Consider the following 23,273-nt stretch of genomic DNA (forward strand, 5'->3'; position numbering starts at 1 on the left):
TATGAAATTCTTGTTGTACTTACTGTGCTGTTTTTCGTTCGTTTACCCTCAAACGAATAAACTTAATGATGTTGCTATCCTAAAAAACAAAAAAAATAAGCACTCAAGGATCAAAACAAAACACTTGCATTCTGCTCCACTATCCGATTCCTTAAAAGAAACTTCTGGGTTAGTATTTTTTGAGGGTTTATTTTGGACACACAATGACGACCACGACACCACGCTTTATGGTTTGGACGCCTCAGGAAAAATCAAAAAGAAAATCAAACTGCACGGAGTAGTGAATCAGGATTGGGAAGAAATCACTCAAGATAGTTCCTACCTATATATAGGAGACTTTGGCAACAACAATTCTGGGAATCGAAAAGATTTGAGTATTTTAAAAATAGAGAAGACATCCTTTCTGAAAGAGCAACCTCATATTGAAACCATCACTTTTTCTTATAGTAACCAAACAGATTTTAATCCACAAAAACCCAACACCACCGAGTGGGATTGCGAAGCTTTTATAGCAACGAAAAACAGTATCTATTTGTTCACTAAAGTATGGAAAACTTCGACTACAAACCTTTATGCTTTGCCCAACACCACAGGCCACCAAATGGCACAACTAAAAGCTTCTTGGGATTGCAAAGGCTTACTCACTGGCGCTACTTATTTGGAGCGTGAGAAAAAAATAGTACTGTGTGGCTACACTAAAAAAGGAAGCCCTTTTTTATATCTTTTGTCTGATTTTACGGGAAATCAATTTTTTTCGGGTAGCAAAAGAAGGATCAATCTAAAAATGCGATTTCATCAAATTGAGAGCATTGCTACGATGGATGGCAACACCTTTTATTTAACCAATGAAGCTTTGGTCAGAAAACCTTTTTTGAAGATTCCTCAACAATGGCATGTGGTAAAGCTGAAGGATTGAAAGAGTAATAACACGAATAACAACTACAATTAAGCACTACACTTTTTAAGTCACATCGAGCAGTTTATTCTGAGCGAAGTCGAAGTACAGTCGAAAGGCACTATTGGTTCTCGACTGCGCTCGAACTGACAAATCAGACTAATGTATAAAAACCATTGATACTCCTTAACACGAATGTCATTAAGTTAAAAGATTTTTGATTGAAGAGTAACGATTTTTGATTTTGGTCAAGTAAATAAAAATCAAATGATTTTCAGTATTTTTTACATCAGCAATCAAAAATCATTAATCAAAAATCAGCAATCATTTCCTCGTTTAATCTTTAACTTAACGACAGCGGGACCCATGTTTCCTGACAATGCCTTTTGCCGATGTCCCTAAAAACAACCTTAACCCTTTGAGAAATAATTCGCAAATGGCTATAGAATAGCTTACTTTTGCAAAATGTTACGATTCTTAAACCAATCCTAACCCATAACTCATAACCCATACCTTATCAAGTGAATTACTTATCTGTCGAAAATATCTCTAAGTCTTTTGGAGAAAGAACCCTTTTTGAAAACCTTTCGTTTGGGATTAATAAAGACCAAAAAATTGCCTTTATTGCCAAAAATGGTTCAGGAAAAACCTGCATCATGAAAATTATTAATGGCGAGGACGAACCCGATACGGGACAAGTGGTGATTCGTAAAGACATTAAAATGGCGTTTTTGTCGCAAGATCATAATTTGCAAGACGAATTGACGATTGAGGAAAGTATTTTCGCTTCGGATAATGAAATTTTGAAAGTGATTGAACGCTACGAAAAAGCGTTGGAAAATCCCGAAGATGAGGAAGCCTACCAAAAAGCGTTTGATCAAATGGATCAATACAATGCTTGGGATTTTGAAACGCAGTTCAAACAGATTTTGTTCAAACTGAAGTTGGAAGACTTCAAGCTGAAGGTCAAAAATTTGTCAGGTGGACAGAAAAAAAGATTGTCTTTAGCTATCATTTTAATCAATCGTCCTGACTTGTTGATTTTGGATGAACCTACCAACCACTTGGATTTAGAAATGATTGAATGGCTGGAAAGTTATTTTGCCAAAGAAAACATTACGCTGTTTATGGTGACGCACGACCGTTTCTTTTTGGAGCGTGTGTGCAACGAAATTATTGAATTAGACAACGGGAAATTACACCAATACAAAGGCAATTATTCCTATTATTTGGAGAAAAAAGAAGAGCGTATTGCCTCTGAAAACGCTAGTGTGGACAAAGCGCAAAACTTGTTTGTAAAAGAATTGGAATGGATGCGCAGGCAACCTAAAGCCCGAACCACCAAGTCGAAATCGCGTCAAGACGATTTTTACATCATTAAAGAAAAAGCCCAAAGTCGCCGTCGAGAGAACAAAGTCGAGCTCGAAATCAACATGGAGCGCATGGGCAGCAAGATCATTGAGCTGCACAAAATCTCGAAAAAATTTAAGGATCATGTGATTCTGGATAACTTTAGTTTTGATTTTCAACGTGGTGAACGCATCGGGATTATTGGAAAAAACGGGACAGGAAAATCTACTTTTTTGAACGTTCTAACGGGTACTTTACCTCTGGATAGCGGAAAAGTAATTGTGGGTGACACGATCAAAATTGGCTATTATACCCAATCCGGAATCAACCCAAAACCCAATCAAAGGGTTATAGATATTATTAAGGAATACGGAGAATACATTCCACTAAGCAAAGGGCGCATTATTTCGGCTTCGCAATTGCTAGAGCGCTTTCTGTTTGATGCCAAAAAACAATATGATTTTGTAGAAAAATTAAGTGGTGGCGAATTGAAGCGTTTGTATTTGTGTACCGTTTTGATACAGAATCCTAACTTTTTGATTCTAGATGAACCTACCAATGATTTGGATATTGTAACCTTGAATGTGCTCGAGAGTTTTCTGCTAGATTATCCTGGATGTTTGATGGTGGTGTCGCACGATCGTTATTTTATGGATAAGATTGTCGATAATTTATTTGTATTTAGAGGACAAGGCGAAATTGAAAACTTTCCCGGAAATTACTCTGATTTTAGAGCCTATGAGGACAGCGCTGATGTGGCACAAAAAGAAGAAAACAAAGCCGAGAAAAAAGATTGGAAACAAAACAATCCAACAGGTAACCTGACTTTTAACGAGCAAAAAGAATTTCAAAAAATTGAAAAAGAGATCAAAGATTTGGAACTGGAAAAAGCAAAAATAGAGCAGCTTTTTGCCGATGGCCAAGTGGTTGAAATTGAGAAAAAAGCGAAAGAATTAGAAGTTATTATTCAGAAAATCGAAACCAAAGAAGAGCGTTGGTTTGAACTTTCGGCCAAATTAGAAGGATAACACTTTTAAAATTTTCTTAAAGATTCTTGCTTAAAATAATGAATGCTTATTTTAGCGACTATTAAAAATTACAGTAAAAATGAAAAAATTAGCATCAGCATTTATGCTCCTAACCTTATTTGTTTCTTGCAGCTTGGATAAAACAGAAGCTATTGATTACAGCGCACAAAACGAACAAGAAATTAAAGATTATTTGACCAAAAACAACCTAAAGGCCGAACGCACTTCATCAGGCCTATATTACATCATCAATGAAGAAGGCACGGGAGAACATCCTAAAGCCACTTCTAATGTTACGGTAATTTATAAAGGATATTTTACTGACGGAAAAGAATTTGACAAGAGCAAAGACGAAGGCGCAACTTTTGGATTAAATCAAGTGATAAAAGGATGGACAGAAGGCATCCCTTATTTTAAAACAGGTGGTAGCGGACAACTGTTTGTTCCTGCACATTTAGGATATGGCAGTTTTGGATACGGTCCAATTCCGGGTGGATCCGTTTTGATTTTTGACGTGAAATTACTTTCGATTAATTAATTTGTAAACAACATTTATAAATAAGCCATACTACTTTTTTTGTTATGGCTTATTTTTTTTATCAACTTTAGCAGTAGCGTTGTTGTTTTTATTGCTACTTAATGATGAAAATAAAAAAGCACCCAAGCTTCGTTTATAGCCCCGATAGCAGCGGCATCCTTTGCTTTTTTTTTCAAAGCAAAGATATAGCGGATAGCGGGACTTTGCTAGTAAATAAGCTTTTTGTGGGTTGCTTCAAAAAAAACCAATAGTATGTTTTTTCAACTCAAATCGTACCTACACTTTCTATGGCTCTCCAAAAATGAACACGGGGTACATTCGCCTTTTGTGTTTACTTTGGTTACGCAATGCTTTTATGACAAAGCAAAACATGCTGATTATGCCGTTTTAAACCAATACAGATCGTCTCTTTTGGCCGATAAAAACGCGATTGAAGTGACGGATTTCGGCGCGGGATCAAGAGTTTTTAAATCTACTACTCGGAGCATTGCGCAAATTGCGGCAACGGCTGGGATTTCGAAAAAACGAGCGCAATTACTGTATCGAATTACCCGTTACTTTGAGCCCCACTCGGTTTTAGAACTAGGAACATCCGTGGGTTTAGCAACCGCTTCAATGGTGTTAGGAAACAAAAAAGCCCAAATTACAACGCTTGAAGGCTGTCCTGAAACGGGAAAAATAGCCCAACACCAGTTCAAAAATTTCCATTTCCATCAGATTGAAGCGATAACTACTCGATTTGAGGATTTTTTACAGCAAGAACAATTGGCTGCCAAAAAATATGATTTGATTTATTTTGACGGAAATCATGCCAAAGAAGCAACTGTAAAGTATTTTGAGCAATTACTCCCTACGACTCACAATGAAACGGTTTGGATTTTTGACGACATTCATTGGTCAAAAGAGATGCAAGAGGCTTGGGAAATGATACAAAATCATCCTAAAGTAACAGTAACTATTGATACGCATCAATGGGGTTTGGTATTTTTTAGAAAAGAACAAGCCAAAGAGCATTTTGTAATTAGGATATAAATGTAAACCAACAACTTTGGTTTAAACAAGAAACGAAGTGAATAGCCGAGATCTAATCACGATCGAAATAAAAAATAAGAGCATGAAGATTGAACAACTTTTTAAAAATAACAAAGAATGGATCCAAAAACACTTGAAAGATGATCCTGACTTTTTTGAAAATTTAGCTAAAAAACAAACACCCGAATTTTTATATATTGGATGTTCCGATAGTCGAGTAACGGCAGAAGAACTGATGGGTTTGCGCCCGGGAGAAGTTTTTGTGCATCGCAACATTGCCAATTTGGTACCTAACAACGATTTGAACTCCATGTCAGTGATTAATTATGCTGTAAATCATTTGAAGGTAAAACACATTATTGTGTGTGGCCATTATGGTTGCGGAGGGATTGCTGCCGCAATGCAACAGTCGGATTTAGGCTTATTAAATCCGTGGTTGAGAAATATTAGAGACGTGTATCGATTGCATTTTAAAGAACTCGAAGCCATACCTAATGAAGAAGCCAGAAACCGAAGATTGGTAGAACTTAATGTACAAGAACAATGCATTAATATTATAAAAATGGCCGAAATACAGCAAGCCAATTTGGAGCGAAAATTAGTGGTCTATGGATGGGTCTTTGATTTAAAAACAGGGGAATTGAAAGATTTAAAAATTGATTTTGATGCCATTTTACAAAGAATTACCACTGTTTACAATATCATTAAATAGATTTTGTAAGTCTATAGCTATTAGATGGTGTAACAAAAATCAGCTTTTGGATACTTATACTTTCAAAAATACCTTTTACATTTAGGGAAAAATAAAAGTCACTCATTCTAATATACTTTCTAATGACAGAACCACTTATAAAAATCACCAACATTAAGCGAAATTTTCAACTAGGCAACGAAACGGTTTATGTATTAAAAGGCATTGATTTAGAAATAAACAAAGGCGAATACGTGGCCTTAATGGGACCTTCGGGATCAGGAAAATCAACTTTGATGAATCTTTTGGGTTGCTTAGACACCCCAACTTCTGGTACTTACATTTTGAACGGCAAAGATGTCAGCAAAATGAAGGATGATGAATTGGCCGAAATTAGAAACAAAGAAATTGGCTTTGTGTTTCAAACTTTTAACCTCTTGCCAAGAACAACCGCACTAGACAATGTAGCTTTACCAATGATTTATGCAGGACATTCAAAAACGGAACGCACCACAAGAGCCACCGAAGTATTGAACCAAGTGAATCTTGGCGACCGCATGGATCATCAACCTAACCAACTTTCGGGAGGTCAACGTCAGCGTGTAGCCATTGCTAGAGCCTTAGTCAATAAACCATCGATTATTTTAGCCGATGAGCCCACAGGAAACTTAGACAGTAAAACATCAGTAGAAATTATGAAATTGTTTGGAGACATTCACGCCCAAGGCAATACCGTAATTTTAGTAACGCACGAGGAAGATATTGCTGCCTACGCGCACCGCGTGATCCGTTTACGAGACGGATTAATCGAAACCGACACCACTAAATGATTAAAAGATTGAATAATTAAACGATTTAACCATTAAACTATAAAAAAAAGCCACTAACCCAAAAACCATAAACTATGTTACAAAAAACCCTTTTTTCCTTATTCATTTTATGCAGCGTAGCCTCAACGGTTGCGCAAGATCAAATAGAATGGAAAGAAACTACTAGCAATGGATATACGTATAAAACAGTAACCAACGACCCTACCAAAGCCCGTTTTTATACCTTAAAAAATGGGTTAACGGTAATTTTGAGTCCTACCAAAAAAGACCCTCGTATCCAAGCTTACATCGCTATTAAAGCCGGAAGCAAAACCGATCCCGCTACCAATACTGGATTAGCGCACTACTTAGAGCACATGCTTTTTAAAGGAACAGATAAATACGGAACCTTAGATTGGGCTAAAGAAAAAGTTGAATTAGACAAAATTGATGCTTTGTATGAGCAATTCAATCAATCCAAAGACAGTGTAGAAAGAAAAGAAATCTATAAGAAAATCGATCAAACTTCAGGAGTTGCCAGTAAATATTCCATTGCCAATGAGTATGACAAAATGATGTCTGCTATGGGCGCACAAGGAACGAATGCTTTTACCTCTTTTGAGCAAACAGTATATACGGATGATGTTCCAAGTAGTTCTTTGGATAAATACTTAGCCGTACAGGCGGAACGTTTTAGAAATCCAATTCTAAGAATTTTTCATACTGAACTAGAAGCGGTTTATGAAGAAAAAAACAGAACACTAGACAATGATGGTCGAAAAGTTTCGGAAGCTTTATTTTCCAACTTATTCAAGAAACACAATTATGGTTTACAAACCACTATTGGAACAGTTGAGCATTTAAAAAACCCTTCGCTAATTGAGATTCGAAAGTATTTCAACAAATATTATGTACCCAATAATATGGGAGTAATTATGTCAGGCGATTTTAATCCGGATGAAGTAATTGCAAAAATAGACAAGGCTTTTGGGTATATGCAACCTAAAGCAATTGAAAAATATACTTTTGAACCAGAAGCACCAATAACAACACCAATAACTGTTGAAATTGTTGGCCCAGACGCAGAGAGTTTTGCCATCGGTTACCGTCTTCCTGGCAACAAAGATAAAGATGCTTTATTGGCAAATTTAGTGGGGCAAGTGCTTACTAATGGCAAAGCTGGTTTGTTGGATCTTAATTTAGTTAAGAAACAAAAAATGCTTCGCGCGAGCGCATTCAACTACAGCCTGATCGATTATAGTGTTCTGTATTTATCAGCAGCACCTACTTCTGGTCAAACCTTAGAAGAAGCCAAAGCATTAGTCTTAGCTGAGATTGAAAATTTAAAGAAAGGAAACTTTGATGATGATTTAATCCCTTCGATTATCAATAACATTAAAAAAAGTAAAATCTACGAAACTGAAAAATACGGAGATCGCGCTAGCAATTTGATGAGCAATTTTACCTCAGAATTAGACTGGAGAGATCAAGTTGCCTATGTAAACGATTTGTCAAAATTAAAAAAAGAAGATATTGTAGCTTTTGCTAATAAATATCTCGGCGAAAATTATGTAGTGATTTACAAAAGAAAAGGCGAAAACAAAAACAAGGTTAAAATTGAAAAACCACAAATTACTCCTGTGGAAACCAATGCGGACAAACAATCTGACTTCTTAAAACAAGTCAATGCTATTCCAAGCATTGCTTCTACACCAGTATTTTTAGATTATAACAAAGACATTCAGAAATCGAAAATTGAAAAAGCGGAAGTGCTTTATGTTCAAAACAAAGACAACTCTATTTTTAGATTAAAATACCGCTACAAAATTGGTACACTAAACGACTTAAAACAAGCTTTAGCCAGTCAATACATACAATTTTTAGGCACAGATACAATGACAGCCGAACAAATTTCAAAAGCATTTTATAAAATTGCTTGTAGCTTTAACATCAACACTAGCGAAGAATATACAACCGTAAGCATTGAAGGTTTACAAGAAAATTTTGAAAAAGCAGTTCAATTGTACGAAGAAGTGATTGCAAAGACCAAGGCAGATGAAAATGCTTTGAAAGCTTTGAAAGCTAGAATTGCAAAATCTAGAAAAGATTTAAAATCGAATAAAAATGCTATTTTGCAAGGACTAACCAGCTATGCTACGTATGGGACTGTAAATAAATTCAATAACATTCTAACTACCGCTGAATTAGAATCATTAACAACAGAGGACTTAATGAGTCGTTTGAAAAACTTAAATAATTACGAACAAACCATTATTTATTATGGACCAGCACCGTTAGTTACTTTTGTTAATCAACTTAAAACATTACATAAAGTTCCTGCCACTTTTGCTGCTACACCAACCACGAAAGTTTTCAAACCTTTGGCACAAACCCAAAATCAAGTATTTTTCACTAATTATGACATGGTACAAGCTGAAACGCGTTGGGTAAGAAATTCGGAAACCTATGATGCCAATAAAAACACTATCATAAACGTATTCAACAATTATTTTGGCGGCGGTATGGGATCTATAGTTTTTCAAACCATCAGAGAAAGTAAAGCTTTAGCTTATAGCACCTATGGATACTATGTAGAACCTCAAAAGAAAGAAGACAACTATCTTGTTTTAAACTATGTAGGAAGTCAAGCAGACAAATTCAAAGAAGCTTCGACTGCCATGAATGAACTTTTGAACAAATTACCCGAATTAAGCGAAAATTTAAATTTAGCCAAAGGTCAAGTTAAAAAAGACATTCAAACCGAAAGAATCACCCAAGACAATATCATCTTTAATTACTTAGCCGCCAAAGAACTTGGACTAAAAGAGGATGCAAGAAAAAAAATATTCTCAACCGTAGATCAAATTTCTATGACTGACCTCAAAACTTTTCACAACAACTTCATAGCCAACAAACCTTACAGTTATGCGATTGTAGCCTCTGAAAATAAGATTGATATGAATGAAATGAAAAAACTAGGAGAAATAAAGAAAGTATCGTTAGAAGAAATTTTTGGCTTCTAACATTCATTTAATAACAAAAAAAAGACTGCTTTTCGGCAGTCTTTTTTACATTTACAGCGTTTAACAAACATTGTTATCCTCAATACATTTAGCACTATTCCATCAAAATGAAAGTATATACTAAAACCGGTGACTCCGGAACCACAGCCCTATTTGGCGGTACCCGTGTACCGAAAGATCACGCTCGCATCGAGTGCTACGGCACTGTAGACGAACTCAACTCATACATAGGCCTAATTCGGGACCAAGAAATGGACAATCACTACAAAAACACACTCATCGAAATTCAAGATCGTTTGTTTACTATTGGAGCGATATTGGCAACGCCACCCGAAAAAGAGGTACTTAAAAATGGTGAATTGCGCCTGAAAAAACTAGGTATTGTAGATCAAGATATTGAATTTTTAGAAGTTGAAATTGACACCATGGAAGCGCTTCTTCCTCCTATGACCCATTTTGTATTACCTGGCGGACATACAACCGTGTCATATTGTCATATCGCACGTTGCGTATGTCGACGTGCCGAGCGGTTGGCTGTGCATTTGAGTCACAATGAACCCGTTGCTCCTATTGCTATTCAGTACTTGAACCGACTTTCTGACTACCTTTTTGTGTTGGCACGAAAGTTGACTCTAGATTTAAACGCTGAGGAAGTAAAATGGATTCCTAGAAAGTAAAAACTTTCTTAAAATTCCAATTTAAATCCCAAATTCCAATCCTTCAAAGTTTAAATTTAGAAATAGGAATTTGTTTCTTGGAATTTGGATTTTCTTTCTTGGAATTTGGATTTTCTTCTTTAGAATTTTAAAAAATAACGTTCTTAACTTTACGCAAAAATAAATTACTTTTTACTTGTTTTATTCCGTAAAAAATTTATTTTTGCACAAATTAAATCGACAAAATATGTATTGGACATTAGAATTAGCATCTTATTTAAGTGATGCACCATGGCCTGCTAACAAAGACGAACTTATTGACTACGCTATTAGAGCTGGTGCTCCATTAGAAGTAGTAGAAAACCTTCAATCTATAGAAGACGAAGGCGAGATATATGAATCAATGGAAGAAATTTGGCCAGACTATCCAACCGACGAAGATTATCTTTGGAACGAGGATGAGTATTAAAAAACAACCCCAAGAAAAAGTCTCCAAAAAGAGGCTTTTTTTTTGTTATAAATAACACAAAAAATAAAACAGAAATACCGATAAATCATGAGTTTCATAAACAGCATACTAAAAGTATTTGTAGGCGATAAATCTCAAAAAGACGTTAAAGCATTACAACCTTATTTAACTAAAATAAAAACTTTTGAGAGTAGTTTACAGGCCTTGTCACACGATGAATTAAGAGCTAAAACCGCTTTCTTCAAAGAAAAAATCAAACAAGCTAGAGCCGAGAAAGATGCCAAAATCACTGCTTTGAAAGCAGAAGTAGAAACCATCTCAGATATCGACAAAAGAGAAGATATTTATATCGCTATAGATGCTTTAGAAAAAGAAGCTTATGATATTTCTGAAAAAACCTTAATGGAAATTCTTCCTGAAGCTTTTGCAGTAGTAAAAGAAACAGCTAGACGATTCAAAGAAAACACTACCATTAGCGTTACTGCTACTCCAAAAGACAGAGAATTATCCGCTACTAAAAGCTATATCAACATTGTGGGCGATACGGCTAATTGGGCTAATTCATGGAATGCCGCTGGTAAAGAAATCACTTGGGACATGATTCATTACGACGTTCAGTTGATTGGTGGTATGGTCTTACACCAAGGTAAAATTTCTGAAATGCAAACGGGTGAAGGAAAAACGTTGGTAGCAACACTTCCATTGTATTTGAATGCTTTGACTGGAAATGGAGTACACTTGGTAACTGTGAATGATTACTTAGCCAAACGTGATAGCACTTGGAAAGCGCCTTTATTCGAATTTCATGGTTTGACGGTAGATTGTATCGATAATCACCAACCGAATTCTGAAGAAAGAAAAAAAGCATACGAAGCGGATATTACTTACGGAACTAATAATGAATTTGGTTTTGATTACCTAAGAGATAATATGGCGCATTCGCCAGAAGACTTGGTACAACGCAAACACAATTACGCCATAGTCGATGAGGTGGATTCTGTTTTAATTGATGATGCTAGAACACCTTTGATTATTTCTGGTCCAGTTCCACAAGGAGACCGTCATGAGTTTAATGAATTGAAACCAAAAATTGAAAACTTAGTTAGTTTACAACGTCAATTGGCTAATGGATTTTTGGCAGAAGCTAAAAAATTAATCAAAGAAGGTAACACCAAAGACGGTGGTTTCAATTTATTGAGAGCTTACAGAAGTTTACCTAAGAACAAAGCATTGATTAAGTTTTTGAGTGAAGAAGGTATCAAACAATTGCTTCAAAAAACCGAAAACCAATACATGCAAGACAACAATCGCGAAATGCATATTGTTGACGAAGCTTTGTATTTTGTAATTGAAGAGAAAAACAATCAAGTAGAATTGACGGATAATGGAATTAAATTCCTTTCTGGTGATACAGATGCAGACTTTTTCGTTCTTCCAGACATTGGAACTGAAATTGCCGCCATCGAAAAACAAAAACTAGACAAAGATGCTGAAGCGGAAGCTAAAGAAAAATTGTTCCAAGATTTTGGAGTAAAAAGCGAGCGTATTCATACTTTGACACAATTATTAAAAGCCTATTCTCTTTTCGAAAAAGATGTAGAATATGTGATCATGGACAATAAAATTCTTATTGTAGATGAGCAAACCGGTCGTATCATGGATGGCCGTCGTTATTCTGATGGATTACACCAAGCTATTGAAGCCAAAGAAAATGTAAAAATTGAAGCAGCCACTCAAACTTTTGCTACTGTTACGTTGCAAAACTACTTCAGAATGTACAACAAACTAGGTGGTATGACAGGAACAGCTGTAACAGAAGCAGGAGAGTTATGGCAAATCTACAAACTAGACGTAGTTGAAATCCCTACCAATAGAGGAATGGCTAGAATTGACAAAGACGATTTGATTTACAAAACGACTCGTGAAAAATTCAATGCCGTAATCGAAGATGTTACTGAATTATCTAAAGCTGGAAGACCTGTATTAATTGGGACAACATCAGTAGAGATTTCAGAGTTATTGAGTAGAATGCTTAAAATGCGTGGTGTAACGCACAACGTATTGAATGCAAAAATGCACAAACAAGAGGCTCAAATTGTTGAGGAAGCAGGTAAACCAGGTGTGGTAACTATCGCTACCAACATGGCGGGTCGTGGAACGGATATCAAATTAACACCAGAAGTAAAAGCAGCTGGTGGATTGGCCATTATCGGTACGGAACGTCACGATTCTCGTCGTGTGGATCGTCAGTTACGTGGTCGTGCAGGTCGTCAAGGAGACCCAGGAAGTTCTCAATTCTATGTTTCGTTAGAAGACAATTTAATGCGTTTGTTTGGCTCAGAAAGAGTAGCCAAAGTAATGGATAGAATGGGCTTACAAGAAGGTGAAGTGATTCAACATTCTATGATGACCAAATCTATTGAACGCGCACAGAAAAAAGTAGAAGAAAACAACTTTGGTGTTCGTAAACGTTTGTTAGAATATGATGACGTAATGAACGCACAACGTGAAGTAGTGTACAAACGTCGTCGTCATGCTTTACATGGAGAGCGTCTAAAACTAGACATCGCCAATATGTTGTATGATACTTGCGAATTAATTGTTTCAAACAATAAACTTAGCAACGATTTCAAAAACTTCGAATTTGAATTGATTCGTTACTTCTCTATCACGTCACCAGTTAGCGAAAGTGATTTTGCCAAACTGAATGAAATGGAATTAACTGGAAAAGTGTACAAAGCTACTTTGGATTTTTACACTGAAAAAACAGCAAGAAGCGCTAGAGAGGCCTTCCCTATTATCAAAAGTGTATATGAGGACCCAAACAATCAATTCGAACGTATTGTAGTGCCTTTCTCTGACGGAATCAAATCATTGAATGTGGTAACTGATTTGAAAAAAGCTTACGATTCTGAAGGAACTCAATTGGTAGCTGATTTCGAGAAAAACATCACTTTAGCGATTGTAGACGAAGCTTGGAAAAAACATTTACGTAAAATGGACGAATTGAAACAATCGGTTCAATTGGCAGTTCACGAACAAAAAGACCCATTGCTTATTTACAAGTTAGAAGCCTTCAACTTATTCCGTTCTATGTTGGATAATGTGAATAAAGAAGTGATTTCATTCTTGTTTAAAGGTGACTTACCTGCTCAAGAAAACCAAAGAATTCAAGAAGCCAAAGAAGTAGAACGTCCAAAAGACGATTACCAATTGAATAAAGACGAAATCGAGAACAGCGAAAGTATCAATCGCGAGGCAGGGCAAACACAAGCCCGTCAAGTGACTGAAACTATTGTTCGCGACCAGCCTAAAATTAATCGTAATGACACGGTAACTATTCAAGAAGTAGCTACTGGTAAAACAGAAACGATGAAATACAAAAAAGCTGAAAGCTTATTAGCAGCTGGAACTTGGGTTTTAGTAAGCTAAACCCAATTTATATAACATAACAAAGGCTACCTTTCGGGTAGCCTTTGTTATTTTGGTAAAGGTAAAAAGTCAAATTCTATACCGATTGCTATCGGGACCAAATTCCAAGGCTAACAGCTAAAAGCCAAATGCTATTTTTTCTCCTCAAAATAGCGCGCCTCGATGCGTTTGATATCTTTGATGGATTTTCGTGTCCAATCGAGTCTTTTTTCGAGAACTTGGGCTTCGGTTAATTGCCAAGGAATATCGGAATTGCGTAATCGATTGGTTAGATTTTGCAAAATAATTGCTGCGGATACTGAAATATTCAAACTTTCGGTGAAACCTACCATAGGGATTTTGAGAAATCCATCGGCTTTTTGCATGATTTCTTCGGATAAACCTTCTTTTTCGGTACCAAAACAAAAAGCACTAGGTTTAGAAATATCAAAATGGTCTAACAAACAATCATCAGTATGTGGTGTGGTAGCAATAATTTGATAGCCTTTATTTTTTAACGTATCAATACAATTTCCTACCGAATCAAAAGAGTTGATATCTACCCATTTTTGAGCGCCCATAGCAATTTCCTTGTCGATACTTTTACCATAGCGTTGCTCAATTACGTTCAGATTTTGTACGCCAAAAACTTCACAACTACGCATTACAGCACTAGCATTGTGCATTTGAAACACATCTTCGACTACTACTGTAAAGTGATTGGTTCTTTCTTGAAGTACTTTTAGGAATTTTTCTTTTCGGTTATCGGTCAAAATATTTTCTAGAAAATGGAGATAGTCTAAATCGATCATGTAACGTTTTTTTTATTTGGACAAAAATAAGAAAAGAATGGTCTTAAGTGGGAAGTGAAAAGTGAAAAGTGAGAAGTGAGAAGTGAAAAGTGAGAAGTGAGAAGTGAAATGTGAAATGTGAAATGTGAAATGAGAAAAGTGAGAAGTGAAAAGTGGTTGAAGAATAGTATTTGAAATTTGGTTCTTGGAATTTGGATTTTGAGTTTTGAGTTTTGGAATTGGGAATTGGGAATTGATTGAAAAAATGATTTTATTTGAGTAATGATTTTATTTGAGTAATGATTTTTTTTTGCGTGAGGGATAGGAATAAACTACCGAAGTAGTATGGATAGCCCGGCCGCAGCTTCGCAAAGGGGCGCCTAACACAGTTGCTATATGCCCCTTTGGGGAGATGGGGTCACGCCCAAATAAAAATTAAAGAATAACTTATATGAAAAAGAAATTAGTGATATTAACAGGAGCTGGAATAAGTGCTGAAAGCGGCATAAAAACCTTTAGAGATAGCGATGGATTGTGGGAAGGGCACGATGTAATGGAGGTAGCGACGCCAGAAGGATGGCGAAAGAATCCGACCTTGGTTTTGGACTTCTATAATCAACGTAGAAAACAATTGTTGGAAGTACATCCTAATTTGGCGCATCAGGTTTTGGTGGATTTGGAACAGGATTTTGAAGTTCATATTGTCACACAAAATGTAGATGATTTGCATGAACGTGCGGGAAGTCAAAACGTATTACACTTGCACGGTGAGTTGCTTAAAGTACGAAGTACGCGAAATGAATCCTATGTTTTGGATTGGACAGGTGACTTGCAACTTGGGGATTGTGATGCGAACGGAGCCCAATTGCGTCCGCACATTGTATGGTTTGGTGAGGCAGTTCCTGCACTAGAAGCTGCGATTGATTTGGTAGAACAAGCGGATTATATCGCGATTATTGGGACTTCATTGCAAGTGTATCCTGCGGCAGGGCTGACGGATTTTGCTCCAAAAAATGTTCCTATTTTTTATATTGACCCAAAAGCGACCAAGATTTCGAATGTAAAAAATCCGCTGACTTGTATTGCAATGAAGGCTACTGAAGGAATTCTTGTATTGCAACAAAAGTTATTGAATTTAGAGAAAAAAAACTAAGTCTTGAAAACTGAATACTGAACACTTATGCTTATTTTTGTGCCTTTCGAACAAAAAACACAACAATGACTACTTTAAACGAATTGAATGCCATTTCTCCTATTGACGGAAGATATAGAAATAAAACAATTGCATTAGCGCCTTTTTTCTCAGAAGAAGCGTTGATTAAATACCGCGTTTTGGTTGAAATTGAGTATTTCATTGCTTTATGCGAACAACCTTTACCACAATTAACTGGAGTAAACCCAAGTGTATTTGAGAGTTTACGCAACATCTACAAAAACTTTAGTACTGAAGATGCGCTTTGGATTAAGGAAACTGAAAAAGTTACTAATCACGACGTAAAAGCGGTAGAATATTTTATAAAAGATGCTTTTGAAAAATTAGGGCTTTCGGCTCACAAAGAGTTTATTCATTTTGGATTGACTTCTCAGGACATCAACAACACGGCTATTCCGCTTTCTACAAAAGAAGCGTTTGAAAAAGTATATATGCCCTCTTTAATTGGTTTAATCGCCAAATTGAAAGAGTTAAGTCAAGAATGGGCTCACGTTCCTATGTTAGCACGTACGCACGGTCAGCCTGCCTCTCCTACTCGTTTAGGAAAAGAGCTTGGGGTTTTCGTTGAACGTTTAGAAGAACAAATGCGTTTGTTGTTCAACATACCTTTTGCGGCTAAGTTTGGTGGTGCTACTGGAAATTACAACGCACATCACGTAGCGTATCCACAAATTGATTGGAGACAATTTGGTAAAAAATTCGTAGAAGATATTTTGGGATTACACCACTCTTTTCCAACGACTCAGATTGAACATTACGACCATTTTGCTGCATTTTTCGATGCTTTAAAAAGAATCAACACTATCATTGTCGATTTGGACCGTGACATTTGGACGTATGTTTCGATGGAGTATTTCAAACAAAAAATCAAAGCGGGCGAAATTGGTTCTTCGGCTATGCCACATAAAGTAAACCCTATCGATTTTGAAAACTCTGAAGGAAATTTAGGCATTGCCAACGCGATTTTTGAGCATTTGTCTGCCAAATTACCTTTGTCAAGACTACAACGTGATTTAACAGATAGTACGGTTTTGAGAAATATTGGTGTACCTATGGGCCATACACTTATTGCTTTTGAAGCGACTTTGAAAGGATTGAACAAATTACTATTGAACGAAAGTAAATTCCACGAAGATTTAGAAAACAATTGGGCAGTTGTAGCAGAAGCTATTCAAACGATTTTACGTCGCGAAGCCTATCCAAATCCTTATGAAGCGCTAAAAGGTTTGACCAGAACGAATGAGGCAATTACTAAAGATTCTATGCATGCATTTATTGCTACGTTAGATGTTTCTGATGCTATAAAAGCTGAATTACTACAAATCACACCAAGTAATTTTATTGGGATTTAATCGTCCAAAAAAATATTTTTACCTAAAGAAGCTATCCTAATCGATAGCTTTTTTTTAGTTTTAACTTTTTGTTGTAGCTCAAAAACAGGATTTCAAAAACGATTTTTGTAAATTAGCAAAAATAGAGATTGTATAACTTTGAAAATAAAAAACAATGAGTGCAGTTGCAGAAGCATCAACCCATCTAGAACCATTGATTACGGATTTGGGTTTAATACTCCTGACTGCTGGAATAGCAGTACTTATCTTTAAAAAACTAAAGCAACCTTTAGTATTAGGATATTTAGTAGCTGGTTTTTTGGCTGGCAATCACTTTGATTTTTTTCCATCGGTTCAAGATATTAAAAGTGTCGAAGTTTGGGCCGAAATTGGTATCATCTTTTTGTTGTTCAGTTTAGGACTTGAATTTAGCTTTAAAAAGCTTATAAAAGTTGGCGGAACCGCCTCGATAACGGCACTAACGCAAATAGGCTTTATGGTCTATTTTGGCTATACCATAGGCGATTTAATGGGATGGTCCAAAATGGATTGTTTGTTTCTCGGAGTGATATTATCAATTTCATCTACTACCATTATTCTAAAAAGTTTTGACGAATTGGGAGTAAAAGTACAACGCTTCGTAGGAAATGTAATTGGCTCGTTGATTGTTCAGGATATTGTGGCGATTTTGTTGATGGTTTTATTGTCCACCTTAGCTGTAAGCGAAAATTTTTCTGGTGGTGAGTTATTACAATCCATATTAAAGTTAGTTTTCTTTTTAGTGTTGTGGTTTTTGAGCGGAATTTTCATCATTCCAACCGTACTTAAAAAAGCAAAACACTTGTTAACCGACGAAATGTTACTAATCATCTCGATTGCTTTATGTTTAATGATGGTAATTTTGGCTGCAAAAGTTGGATTTTCTCCTGCTTTGGGTGCTTTCATTATGGGATCTATCATTGCCGAAACTACTCAAGCTGAACATATTGAACATCTACTAAAACCCGTAAAAGATTTATTTGGTGCCGTATTTTTTGTTTCGGTCGGAATGTTAATAGATCCAAATACGCTAGTAGAACATGCAATACCCGTACTTATTTTATCAGTAGTAACCATATTTGGACAATCCATAAGTTCAACCATTGGATCCCTTATTTCAGGTCAGCCCTTAAAAGAATCGGTACGAACTGGTATGAGTTTGTCTCAAATTGGCGAATTTTCATTCATTATAGCCACCTTAGGAATTACCTTAAATGTTACGAGTTCATTTTTGTATCCAATAGTCGTTGCTGTTTCGGCGATTACTACATTCACGACTCCCTATATGATTAAATTTTCTGGTCCGTTTTCTGAGTATTTAAGCTTAAAATTACCTCGAAAATGGCTAAAACGAATCGAACGATACAGTGCAAGTACGCAAGCCATCAAAACGGTAAACAACTGGAAAACGGTAATTAATGCTTATTTAATGCAAATTATTGTACATTCCATTATCATTATAGCTGTAATACTGCTATCGTCTTCCTATATTTTACCTTTGGTAAAAACTTTCCCTTTTGGTTCCGTTTTGGGTGCGCTTATAACGCTGCTGTTTTTAGCTCCTTTTCTTTGGGCTTTATCGCTAAGAAGAGTGGCGATTGCTGAAGTAACGCTATTATTGGAAGATCGAAAATCAAGAGGACCGATGGCAATGTTGTTCCTGCTACGAATCCTAATTGCGGTGGTTTATATTGGTTTTTTACTTAATATTTTCTTTTCTCCGAAAATTGCATTGGTGGCTTTTGTTGTAGCGATTACCCTTTATTTTCTGTTTCAAAAAAGATTAAATCATCACTATCACAAAATAGAAAATCATTTCTTATCCAATTTAAATGATAGAGAAATAAGTCTCGCCAAAAGAAGCCGAAGCGATTTATCACCATGGGACGGACACATGGCTATCTTTGATATCGCGGCTGAGTCGAATATAGCTGGAGAAACCTTAAAAAACTTACAATTAAGAGAAAGTATCGGAATTAATATTGCTTCCATAAAAAGAGGAGAAATTACCATACATATTCCTGATGCTAATGAGCGCTTGTTTCCTGGCGACGAAATCAACGTTATTGGCACCGATGCTCAAGTACAGGAATTCAAAAAATACTTGGATCAGCACGAAATTGAAGCTTCTCCAGAAATCTCAGAACCCGATATTGTACTACGACAAATTGAACTTAAAAACCATGTTTTTATTGGCAAAAGTATCAAAGAATCCAAACTCCGAGAAAAAACCAAAGGACTTGTAGTGGGAATTGAAAAACGAGGCAAACGTTTATTAAATCCAGAATCGAATATTGTACTTGAACAAGATGATATTCTTTGGATTGTTGGAGATAAAAAACTACTTGCCGATTTAGTTCATGAATAAAAAATTCAATCCATAAAAAATGCCCTCATGATGTATTTCAGAGGGCATTTTTATTGTTTTGAAAAAGCTACAAGCTTGTCACTATAAATTCACTTCTTCTATTCATTTGATGTTGCTCTTCGGTGCAGTTAGACTGGTTTGTTGGTTCGCAACCACAGTCGTTTACCAATTGTGATTCTCCGTATCCGCGTCCGGTTAATCTGGATTTGTCGATACCTTTTGAGACCAACCAAGCAATTGTTGCTTTGGCTCTGCGTTCAGATAAAGCCATGTTGTATTTGGCTGTTTGTCTGCAATCGGTATGGGAACGGATGTCTAGTTTCATCGTTGGGTTTTGTTGTAAGACATCAAGTATTTTGGCCAAATCCAAAGCCGCTTCACTACGAATATTGGACTTGTCTAAATCAAAATAAATCATTTTGATCCCAAAACATTTCCCTAAATCATCGCCAATAGCGACTTTGCATATAGCACTTTCTAATGCCAAATTCACCATACTTTCACCTGATGTGGCTGGGATTTTTATCTTGCTTTCATTGGTTTTATAGTCGGTTTTACTTGCTCTTACGCTGTAGGTACGTCGACACTCAATGGCAAATGTATAATTACCTTGATCATCTGAGGTGGTGGTGCCAATGACTTTGTATTGCTTGTTGAGCAACGTAACTGCTGCTCCTGCTAAAACTTCTCCAGTATCGCTATCGGTGATTTTTCCTTTTAAAACTTGTTGACAACGACTCTTGCTGGTAAAGCGATAAATATCATCGGAACCCATACCACCTTCACGATTCGAGGTAAAAAATCCTTTATTGGTCTCGCTATCGCGGTAATATGAAAAATCATCTTTGGGAGAATTCACCTCTGCTCCATCATTCTCTACTTCGCCAAAAGTTCCATCAGCATTGATTTTGGTTGTAAAAATATCCAAACCTCCCAATCCAGGATGACCGTCTGAAGCAAAATAAAACTGATTATCATTGGTCACAAAAGGAAACGTTTCTCTCCCCTCGGTATTGATCTCGGGACCTAGATTGATCGGTTCACCAAAAGTTCCATTGCTATTAATAGCTACTTTATACAAATCAGATTGTCCAAGAGTACCTGGTCTATCTGAAGCAAAATAAAGGGTTTGCTCATCAGGACTCAACGCTGGGTGAGCCGTACTGAATTGATCGCTATTGAAAGGCAATTCGGTAACATTGGTCCATCTTTGGTTCACTAGCGTGGCTTTGTATATTTTAAGTAGTGTAACCTTATTGGCATCTTTACCTTTTTTACCATCCAAATAGTTGTTTCGGGTAAAATACATGGTGTTCCCATCTTTGGTAAACACAGGGGTAGCTTCATGAAATTTAGAATTCACATTCGCATCATAGCGTTGTGCAAGGGTTGGCACCAGTTCACCATCTACGGCTGCTGCGTACAAATTGGTAAAGTGTTCTCCGGTCCAAGCGTGTTTGTGTTGGCCTACTCCGCCGGTATCTCTAGCTGATGCAAAAACCAATTTATTGTCCACAACTGCACTGCCATAATCTGAATATTTAGAGTTGATACCCGCATTGGCAATGGTATACATTCCCACATTGGCTTTGATGTCTTCTAAATAATCCGTGTTATTTTGTAAGCGCTTGGCGCGGCTGTCGTTACTAGCTTTTGCTTCAAATTTGGATAAAACTTGCGCTGCTTCTTTGGTCTTGCCCACGGCCTTTAACGATTGTGCATAACGATAGTAATATTCTGGCGCCAATTCTGTTGCCATTTCATACAATTGTCCATACCATTGAGAGGCTTTCTCAAAATCAGCATTAAAATAATAGGCATTCCCTAATTTCTCGAACATCTCGGCAGATTGATATCCTTTGTTAGCTAATCGCTCGTAGGTTTGAATAGCATCTACATAGGCATAGTTACCGTAGTTTTTGTTGGCCGAAGAAACTTTGGCTTTTTGAGCATAACTTACGCTACTCAAAACAGTGGTTAGGACTAAATAAAAAAGTACTCTTTTTCTCATGATCTAATGGTATAAATCGGGTGTGTTTATTTTTTGTTTTCGCTTTGTAACAAAGCTTCATATGTTGCTAATAATTCTTTAGATCTTTTCTCTTGCCCTATGTTCTTTAAGGCCATGGCATATCTAAAGTAATATTCAGGTTTAATCTTTTTGCCAATTTTAAAGAACTCAAGATAATATTGAGATGCTTTTGTATACTCATTTTTATAAAAATATGCATCGGCTAGTTGACTCAATAATCCTGCTGAACGTATTCCCTGATCTACCATTCTTTCATAAGTATCCAAGGGATCAATGGATATCGTTTTTACAGCATTAACTTGTTGATCCACAACAAGCACAACTTCTTTTATTTCTTTTGTTTTGTAAATAGATTCTTGATCTCTACTTTTTTTCTTGTACACTATGATTTCTTTAACTTCTCTAGTATTATTGGGTCCCAAATCATTAGTATTAATCAAGTTTTTATTACTCACCGTATACATGACTTTGGTACTTCCAAATCCAGAATGAATGGTCTCTGTTACTTCATACCTTTTCGACTTAATTTCTTTATCGGAATGGATCGTTGGGACTAGATTGTTTTGACCACACAACAACATGGGAGCTATGAGTATAAGAACCGTGACTTGTGATGGTCGTAATCTCATAGGGTAAAGTTTTTAAAAGAATCGAGGCGTTAGTATTTTGTTACTGTTCTTAAAAATCTCGTAGCGTAAAAATATCTCATGAGAGCCTGAATTGTAATTCTCTAAATTGGTCGTTTCTAAATCATAACCGTAGCCAATATACATTCCATCGCTAACTTGAAAACCAACCATGGCACTCATGGCAGCGCTCCATCGGTAAGCAACTCCAAGCGTAAGTTTTTCAACAAACATAAAGTTGGCAGAAACATCCACTTGCAAAGGCGAACCTTCTACTACTTTGGTTAAAAAAGCGGGTTTGAATTTGATATCGTTCGACAAATCAAAAACATAACCTCCAATGAAATAGTAATTTATTTTTTCTTTGAAAATCGCTACTTCATTATCATTATAGCGATTGGTTTGAATGAAGTTTGGAACCGAAAGTCCCAAGTAGGCTTTGTCGGAATGGTAGTAAATCCCCGCTCCTACGTTAGGAGTAAATACATTTCGCAAATTTTGAAATTGTGCATCGCCTTGGTTCACTGGATTCAATTTACTCACGTTCAAATTAAACAGATTAGCCGTAGCTTTCATTCCAAAAGACAATTTGAAATCCGCTGATGTTTGAATGCTATAGGATAAATCGGCTGAAATGGTGTTTTCATTGGTTGGTCCTATTTTGTCATTCACAAACGACACGCCCAATCCTAAATTGCTATTGCTAATTGGAGTATTAATCGAAACGGCATTGGTCGTGGGTGCTCCATCAAGTCCTACCCATTGGGTACGGTGCAAGGCAAAAATACTCATGGCACCACGACTTCCTGCATAGGCAGGATTGATGTTAATGGTATTGTACATGTATTGGGTAAACTGTGCGTCTTGTTGACCATAGCTCGCCGCCGCTACTACCAATAAAATGAAAGAGGTTAATCTTGTTTTCATATGCTTTTATTTTTGGCCTGAGAGCAAGCTCTCAGGCTCTTTTT

The 23,273-nt window shown here is 36.4% G+C and carries 17 protein-coding genes; 13 read left to right on the forward strand and 4 right to left on the reverse strand.

The features are described from left to right. Window positions 1-124 precede the first annotated feature (124 nt). The 10 genes from BXU11_RS09545 to secA all read left to right on the forward strand — a co-directional run bounded on the left by BXU11_RS09545 (window position 125) and on the right by secA (window position 13,923). Window positions 125-916 carry a T9SS C-terminal target domain-containing protein gene (locus BXU11_RS09545; protein WP_139363484.1) on the forward strand — a complete coding sequence of 264 codons (792 nt, stop codon included), beginning with the start codon at window positions 125-127 and terminating at the stop codon, window positions 914-916. Window positions 917-1,416: 500 nt separating this feature from the next. Further along, entirely contained in the window at window positions 1,417-3,273 is a 1,857-nt protein-coding gene (locus tag BXU11_RS09550; protein WP_078212370.1) for an ABC-F family ATP-binding cassette domain-containing protein, read from the forward strand. Window positions 3,274-3,352: 79 nt separating this feature from the next. Continuing rightward, window positions 3,353-3,811, forward strand: coding sequence for an FKBP-type peptidyl-prolyl cis-trans isomerase (locus BXU11_RS09555; RefSeq protein WP_024980272.1), 459 nt, complete (start codon window positions 3,353-3,355; stop codon window positions 3,809-3,811). 252 nt (window positions 3,812-4,063) lie between these two features. Continuing rightward, window positions 4,064-4,843, forward strand: a complete 780-nt coding sequence (locus BXU11_RS09560; RefSeq protein ID WP_078212527.1) for an O-methyltransferase — start codon at window positions 4,064-4,066, stop codon at window positions 4,841-4,843. Between the two features lie 82 nt (window positions 4,844-4,925). Continuing rightward, a complete protein-coding gene (locus tag BXU11_RS09565; RefSeq protein ID WP_078212528.1) occupies window positions 4,926-5,555 on the forward strand; it encodes a carbonic anhydrase in 630 nt (209 codons plus the stop codon). Between the two features lie 122 nt (window positions 5,556-5,677). Continuing rightward, the gene (locus BXU11_RS09570) at window positions 5,678-6,364 is read left to right on the forward strand and encodes an ABC transporter ATP-binding protein (protein WP_024980276.1); all 687 of its coding nucleotides are present in this window, start codon (window positions 5,678-5,680) and stop codon (window positions 6,362-6,364) included. Between the two features lie 74 nt (window positions 6,365-6,438). Then, the gene (locus tag BXU11_RS09575; RefSeq protein ID WP_078212371.1) at window positions 6,439-9,366 is read left to right on the forward strand and encodes a pitrilysin family protein; all 2,928 of its coding nucleotides are present in this window, start codon (window positions 6,439-6,441) and stop codon (window positions 9,364-9,366) included. 107 nt (window positions 9,367-9,473) lie between these two features. Then, complete coding sequence (locus tag BXU11_RS09580) at window positions 9,474-10,043, forward strand: cob(I)yrinic acid a,c-diamide adenosyltransferase (protein ID WP_078212372.1); 570 nt, start codon at window positions 9,474-9,476, stop codon at window positions 10,041-10,043. Window positions 10,044-10,269: 226 nt separating this feature from the next. Beyond that, window positions 10,270-10,491, forward strand: a complete 222-nt coding sequence (locus BXU11_RS09585) for a DUF2795 domain-containing protein (RefSeq protein ID WP_007138072.1) — start codon at window positions 10,270-10,272, stop codon at window positions 10,489-10,491. A gap of 87 nt (window positions 10,492-10,578) precedes the next feature. Further along, a complete protein-coding gene (secA, locus tag BXU11_RS09590) occupies window positions 10,579-13,923 on the forward strand; it encodes a preprotein translocase subunit SecA (protein ID WP_024980279.1) in 3,345 nt (1,114 codons plus the stop codon). Between the two features lie 131 nt (window positions 13,924-14,054). Here secA and BXU11_RS09595 read toward each other — a convergent pair whose 3' ends face one another. Beyond that, window positions 14,055-14,714: an RNA methyltransferase gene (locus BXU11_RS09595; RefSeq protein WP_078212373.1), complete on the reverse strand. Its 660-nt coding sequence runs from the start codon at window positions 14,712-14,714 to the stop codon at window positions 14,055-14,057. Between the two features lie 430 nt (window positions 14,715-15,144). On the opposite strand from BXU11_RS09595, the gene BXU11_RS09600 reads away from it, so the two are divergent. The 3 genes from BXU11_RS09600 (at window position 15,145) to BXU11_RS09610 (ending at window position 19,644) form a co-directional block, all read left to right on the forward strand. Then, the gene (locus BXU11_RS09600) at window positions 15,145-15,846 is read left to right on the forward strand and encodes an NAD-dependent deacylase (RefSeq protein WP_078212374.1); all 702 of its coding nucleotides are present in this window, start codon (window positions 15,145-15,147) and stop codon (window positions 15,844-15,846) included. A gap of 65 nt (window positions 15,847-15,911) precedes the next feature. After that, the gene (purB, locus tag BXU11_RS09605) at window positions 15,912-17,258 is read left to right on the forward strand and encodes an adenylosuccinate lyase (RefSeq protein ID WP_078212375.1); all 1,347 of its coding nucleotides are present in this window, start codon (window positions 15,912-15,914) and stop codon (window positions 17,256-17,258) included. A gap of 154 nt (window positions 17,259-17,412) precedes the next feature. Continuing rightward, entirely contained in the window at window positions 17,413-19,644 is a 2,232-nt protein-coding gene (locus tag BXU11_RS09610; RefSeq protein WP_078212376.1) for a cation:proton antiporter, read from the forward strand. Between the two features lie 67 nt (window positions 19,645-19,711). Here the strand turns inward: BXU11_RS09610 and BXU11_RS09615 are convergent, their stop codons facing one another. Genes BXU11_RS09615 through BXU11_RS09625 form a run of 3 tightly spaced genes read right to left on the reverse strand, consistent with a single transcriptional unit; the run spans window position 19,712 to window position 23,229 of the window. After that, window positions 19,712-21,655 carry an OmpA family protein gene (locus BXU11_RS09615; RefSeq protein WP_078212377.1) on the reverse strand — a complete coding sequence of 648 codons (1,944 nt, stop codon included), beginning with the start codon at window positions 21,653-21,655 and terminating at the stop codon, window positions 19,712-19,714. A 26-nt stretch (window positions 21,656-21,681) separates the two neighbouring features. Then, window positions 21,682-22,305 carry a tol-pal system YbgF family protein gene (locus BXU11_RS09620; RefSeq protein WP_078212378.1) on the reverse strand — a complete coding sequence of 208 codons (624 nt, stop codon included), beginning with the start codon at window positions 22,303-22,305 and terminating at the stop codon, window positions 21,682-21,684. Window positions 22,306-22,317: 12 nt separating this feature from the next. After that, on the reverse strand, window positions 22,318-23,229 hold the full coding sequence (locus tag BXU11_RS09625; protein ID WP_078212379.1) for a type IX secretion system membrane protein PorP/SprF: 912 nt from the start codon (window positions 23,227-23,229) through the stop codon (window positions 22,318-22,320). Between the last annotated feature and the right edge of the window lie 44 nt (window positions 23,230-23,273).

It is taken from the genome of Flavobacterium sp. LM5, assembly GCF_002017945.1.
In the GTDB taxonomy this organism is placed as follows: domain Bacteria; phylum Bacteroidota; class Bacteroidia; order Flavobacteriales; family Flavobacteriaceae; genus Flavobacterium; species Flavobacterium succinicans.

Bases quoted from the DNA above. Each gene is read 5' to 3' on its own strand.
- BXU11_RS09575 (WP_078212371.1), top strand. From the start codon at position 6,439: ATGTTACAAAAAACCCTTTTTTCCTTATTCATTTTATGCAGCGTAGCC.
- BXU11_RS09570 (WP_024980276.1), top strand. From the start codon at position 5,678: ATGACAGAACCACTTATAAAAATCACCAACATTAAGCGAAATTTTCAA.
- BXU11_RS09555 (WP_024980272.1), top strand. From the start codon at position 3,353: ATGAAAAAATTAGCATCAGCATTTATGCTCCTAACCTTATTTGTTTCT.
- BXU11_RS09600 (WP_078212374.1), top strand. From the start codon at position 15,145: ATGAAAAAGAAATTAGTGATATTAACAGGAGCTGGAATAAGTGCTGAA.
- BXU11_RS09610 (WP_078212376.1), top strand. From the start codon at position 17,413: ATGAGTGCAGTTGCAGAAGCATCAACCCATCTAGAACCATTGATTACG.
- BXU11_RS09565 (WP_078212528.1), top strand. From the start codon at position 4,926: ATGAAGATTGAACAACTTTTTAAAAATAACAAAGAATGGATCCAAAAA.
- BXU11_RS09625 (WP_078212379.1), bottom strand. From the start codon at position 23,229: ATGAAAACAAGATTAACCTCTTTCATTTTATTGGTAGTAGCGGCGGCG.
- BXU11_RS09585 (WP_007138072.1), top strand. From the start codon at position 10,270: ATGTATTGGACATTAGAATTAGCATCTTATTTAAGTGATGCACCATGG.
- BXU11_RS09595 (WP_078212373.1), bottom strand. From the start codon at position 14,714: ATGATCGATTTAGACTATCTCCATTTTCTAGAAAATATTTTGACCGAT.
- purB (WP_078212375.1), top strand. From the start codon at position 15,912: ATGACTACTTTAAACGAATTGAATGCCATTTCTCCTATTGACGGAAGA.
- secA (WP_024980279.1), top strand. From the start codon at position 10,579: ATGAGTTTCATAAACAGCATACTAAAAGTATTTGTAGGCGATAAATCT.
- BXU11_RS09620 (WP_078212378.1), bottom strand. From the start codon at position 22,305: ATGAGATTACGACCATCACAAGTCACGGTTCTTATACTCATAGCTCCC.
- BXU11_RS09560 (WP_078212527.1), top strand. From the start codon at position 4,064: ATGTTTTTTCAACTCAAATCGTACCTACACTTTCTATGGCTCTCCAAA.
- BXU11_RS09615 (WP_078212377.1), bottom strand. From the start codon at position 21,655: ATGAGAAAAAGAGTACTTTTTTATTTAGTCCTAACCACTGTTTTGAGT.
- BXU11_RS09580 (WP_078212372.1), top strand. From the start codon at position 9,474: ATGAAAGTATATACTAAAACCGGTGACTCCGGAACCACAGCCCTATTT.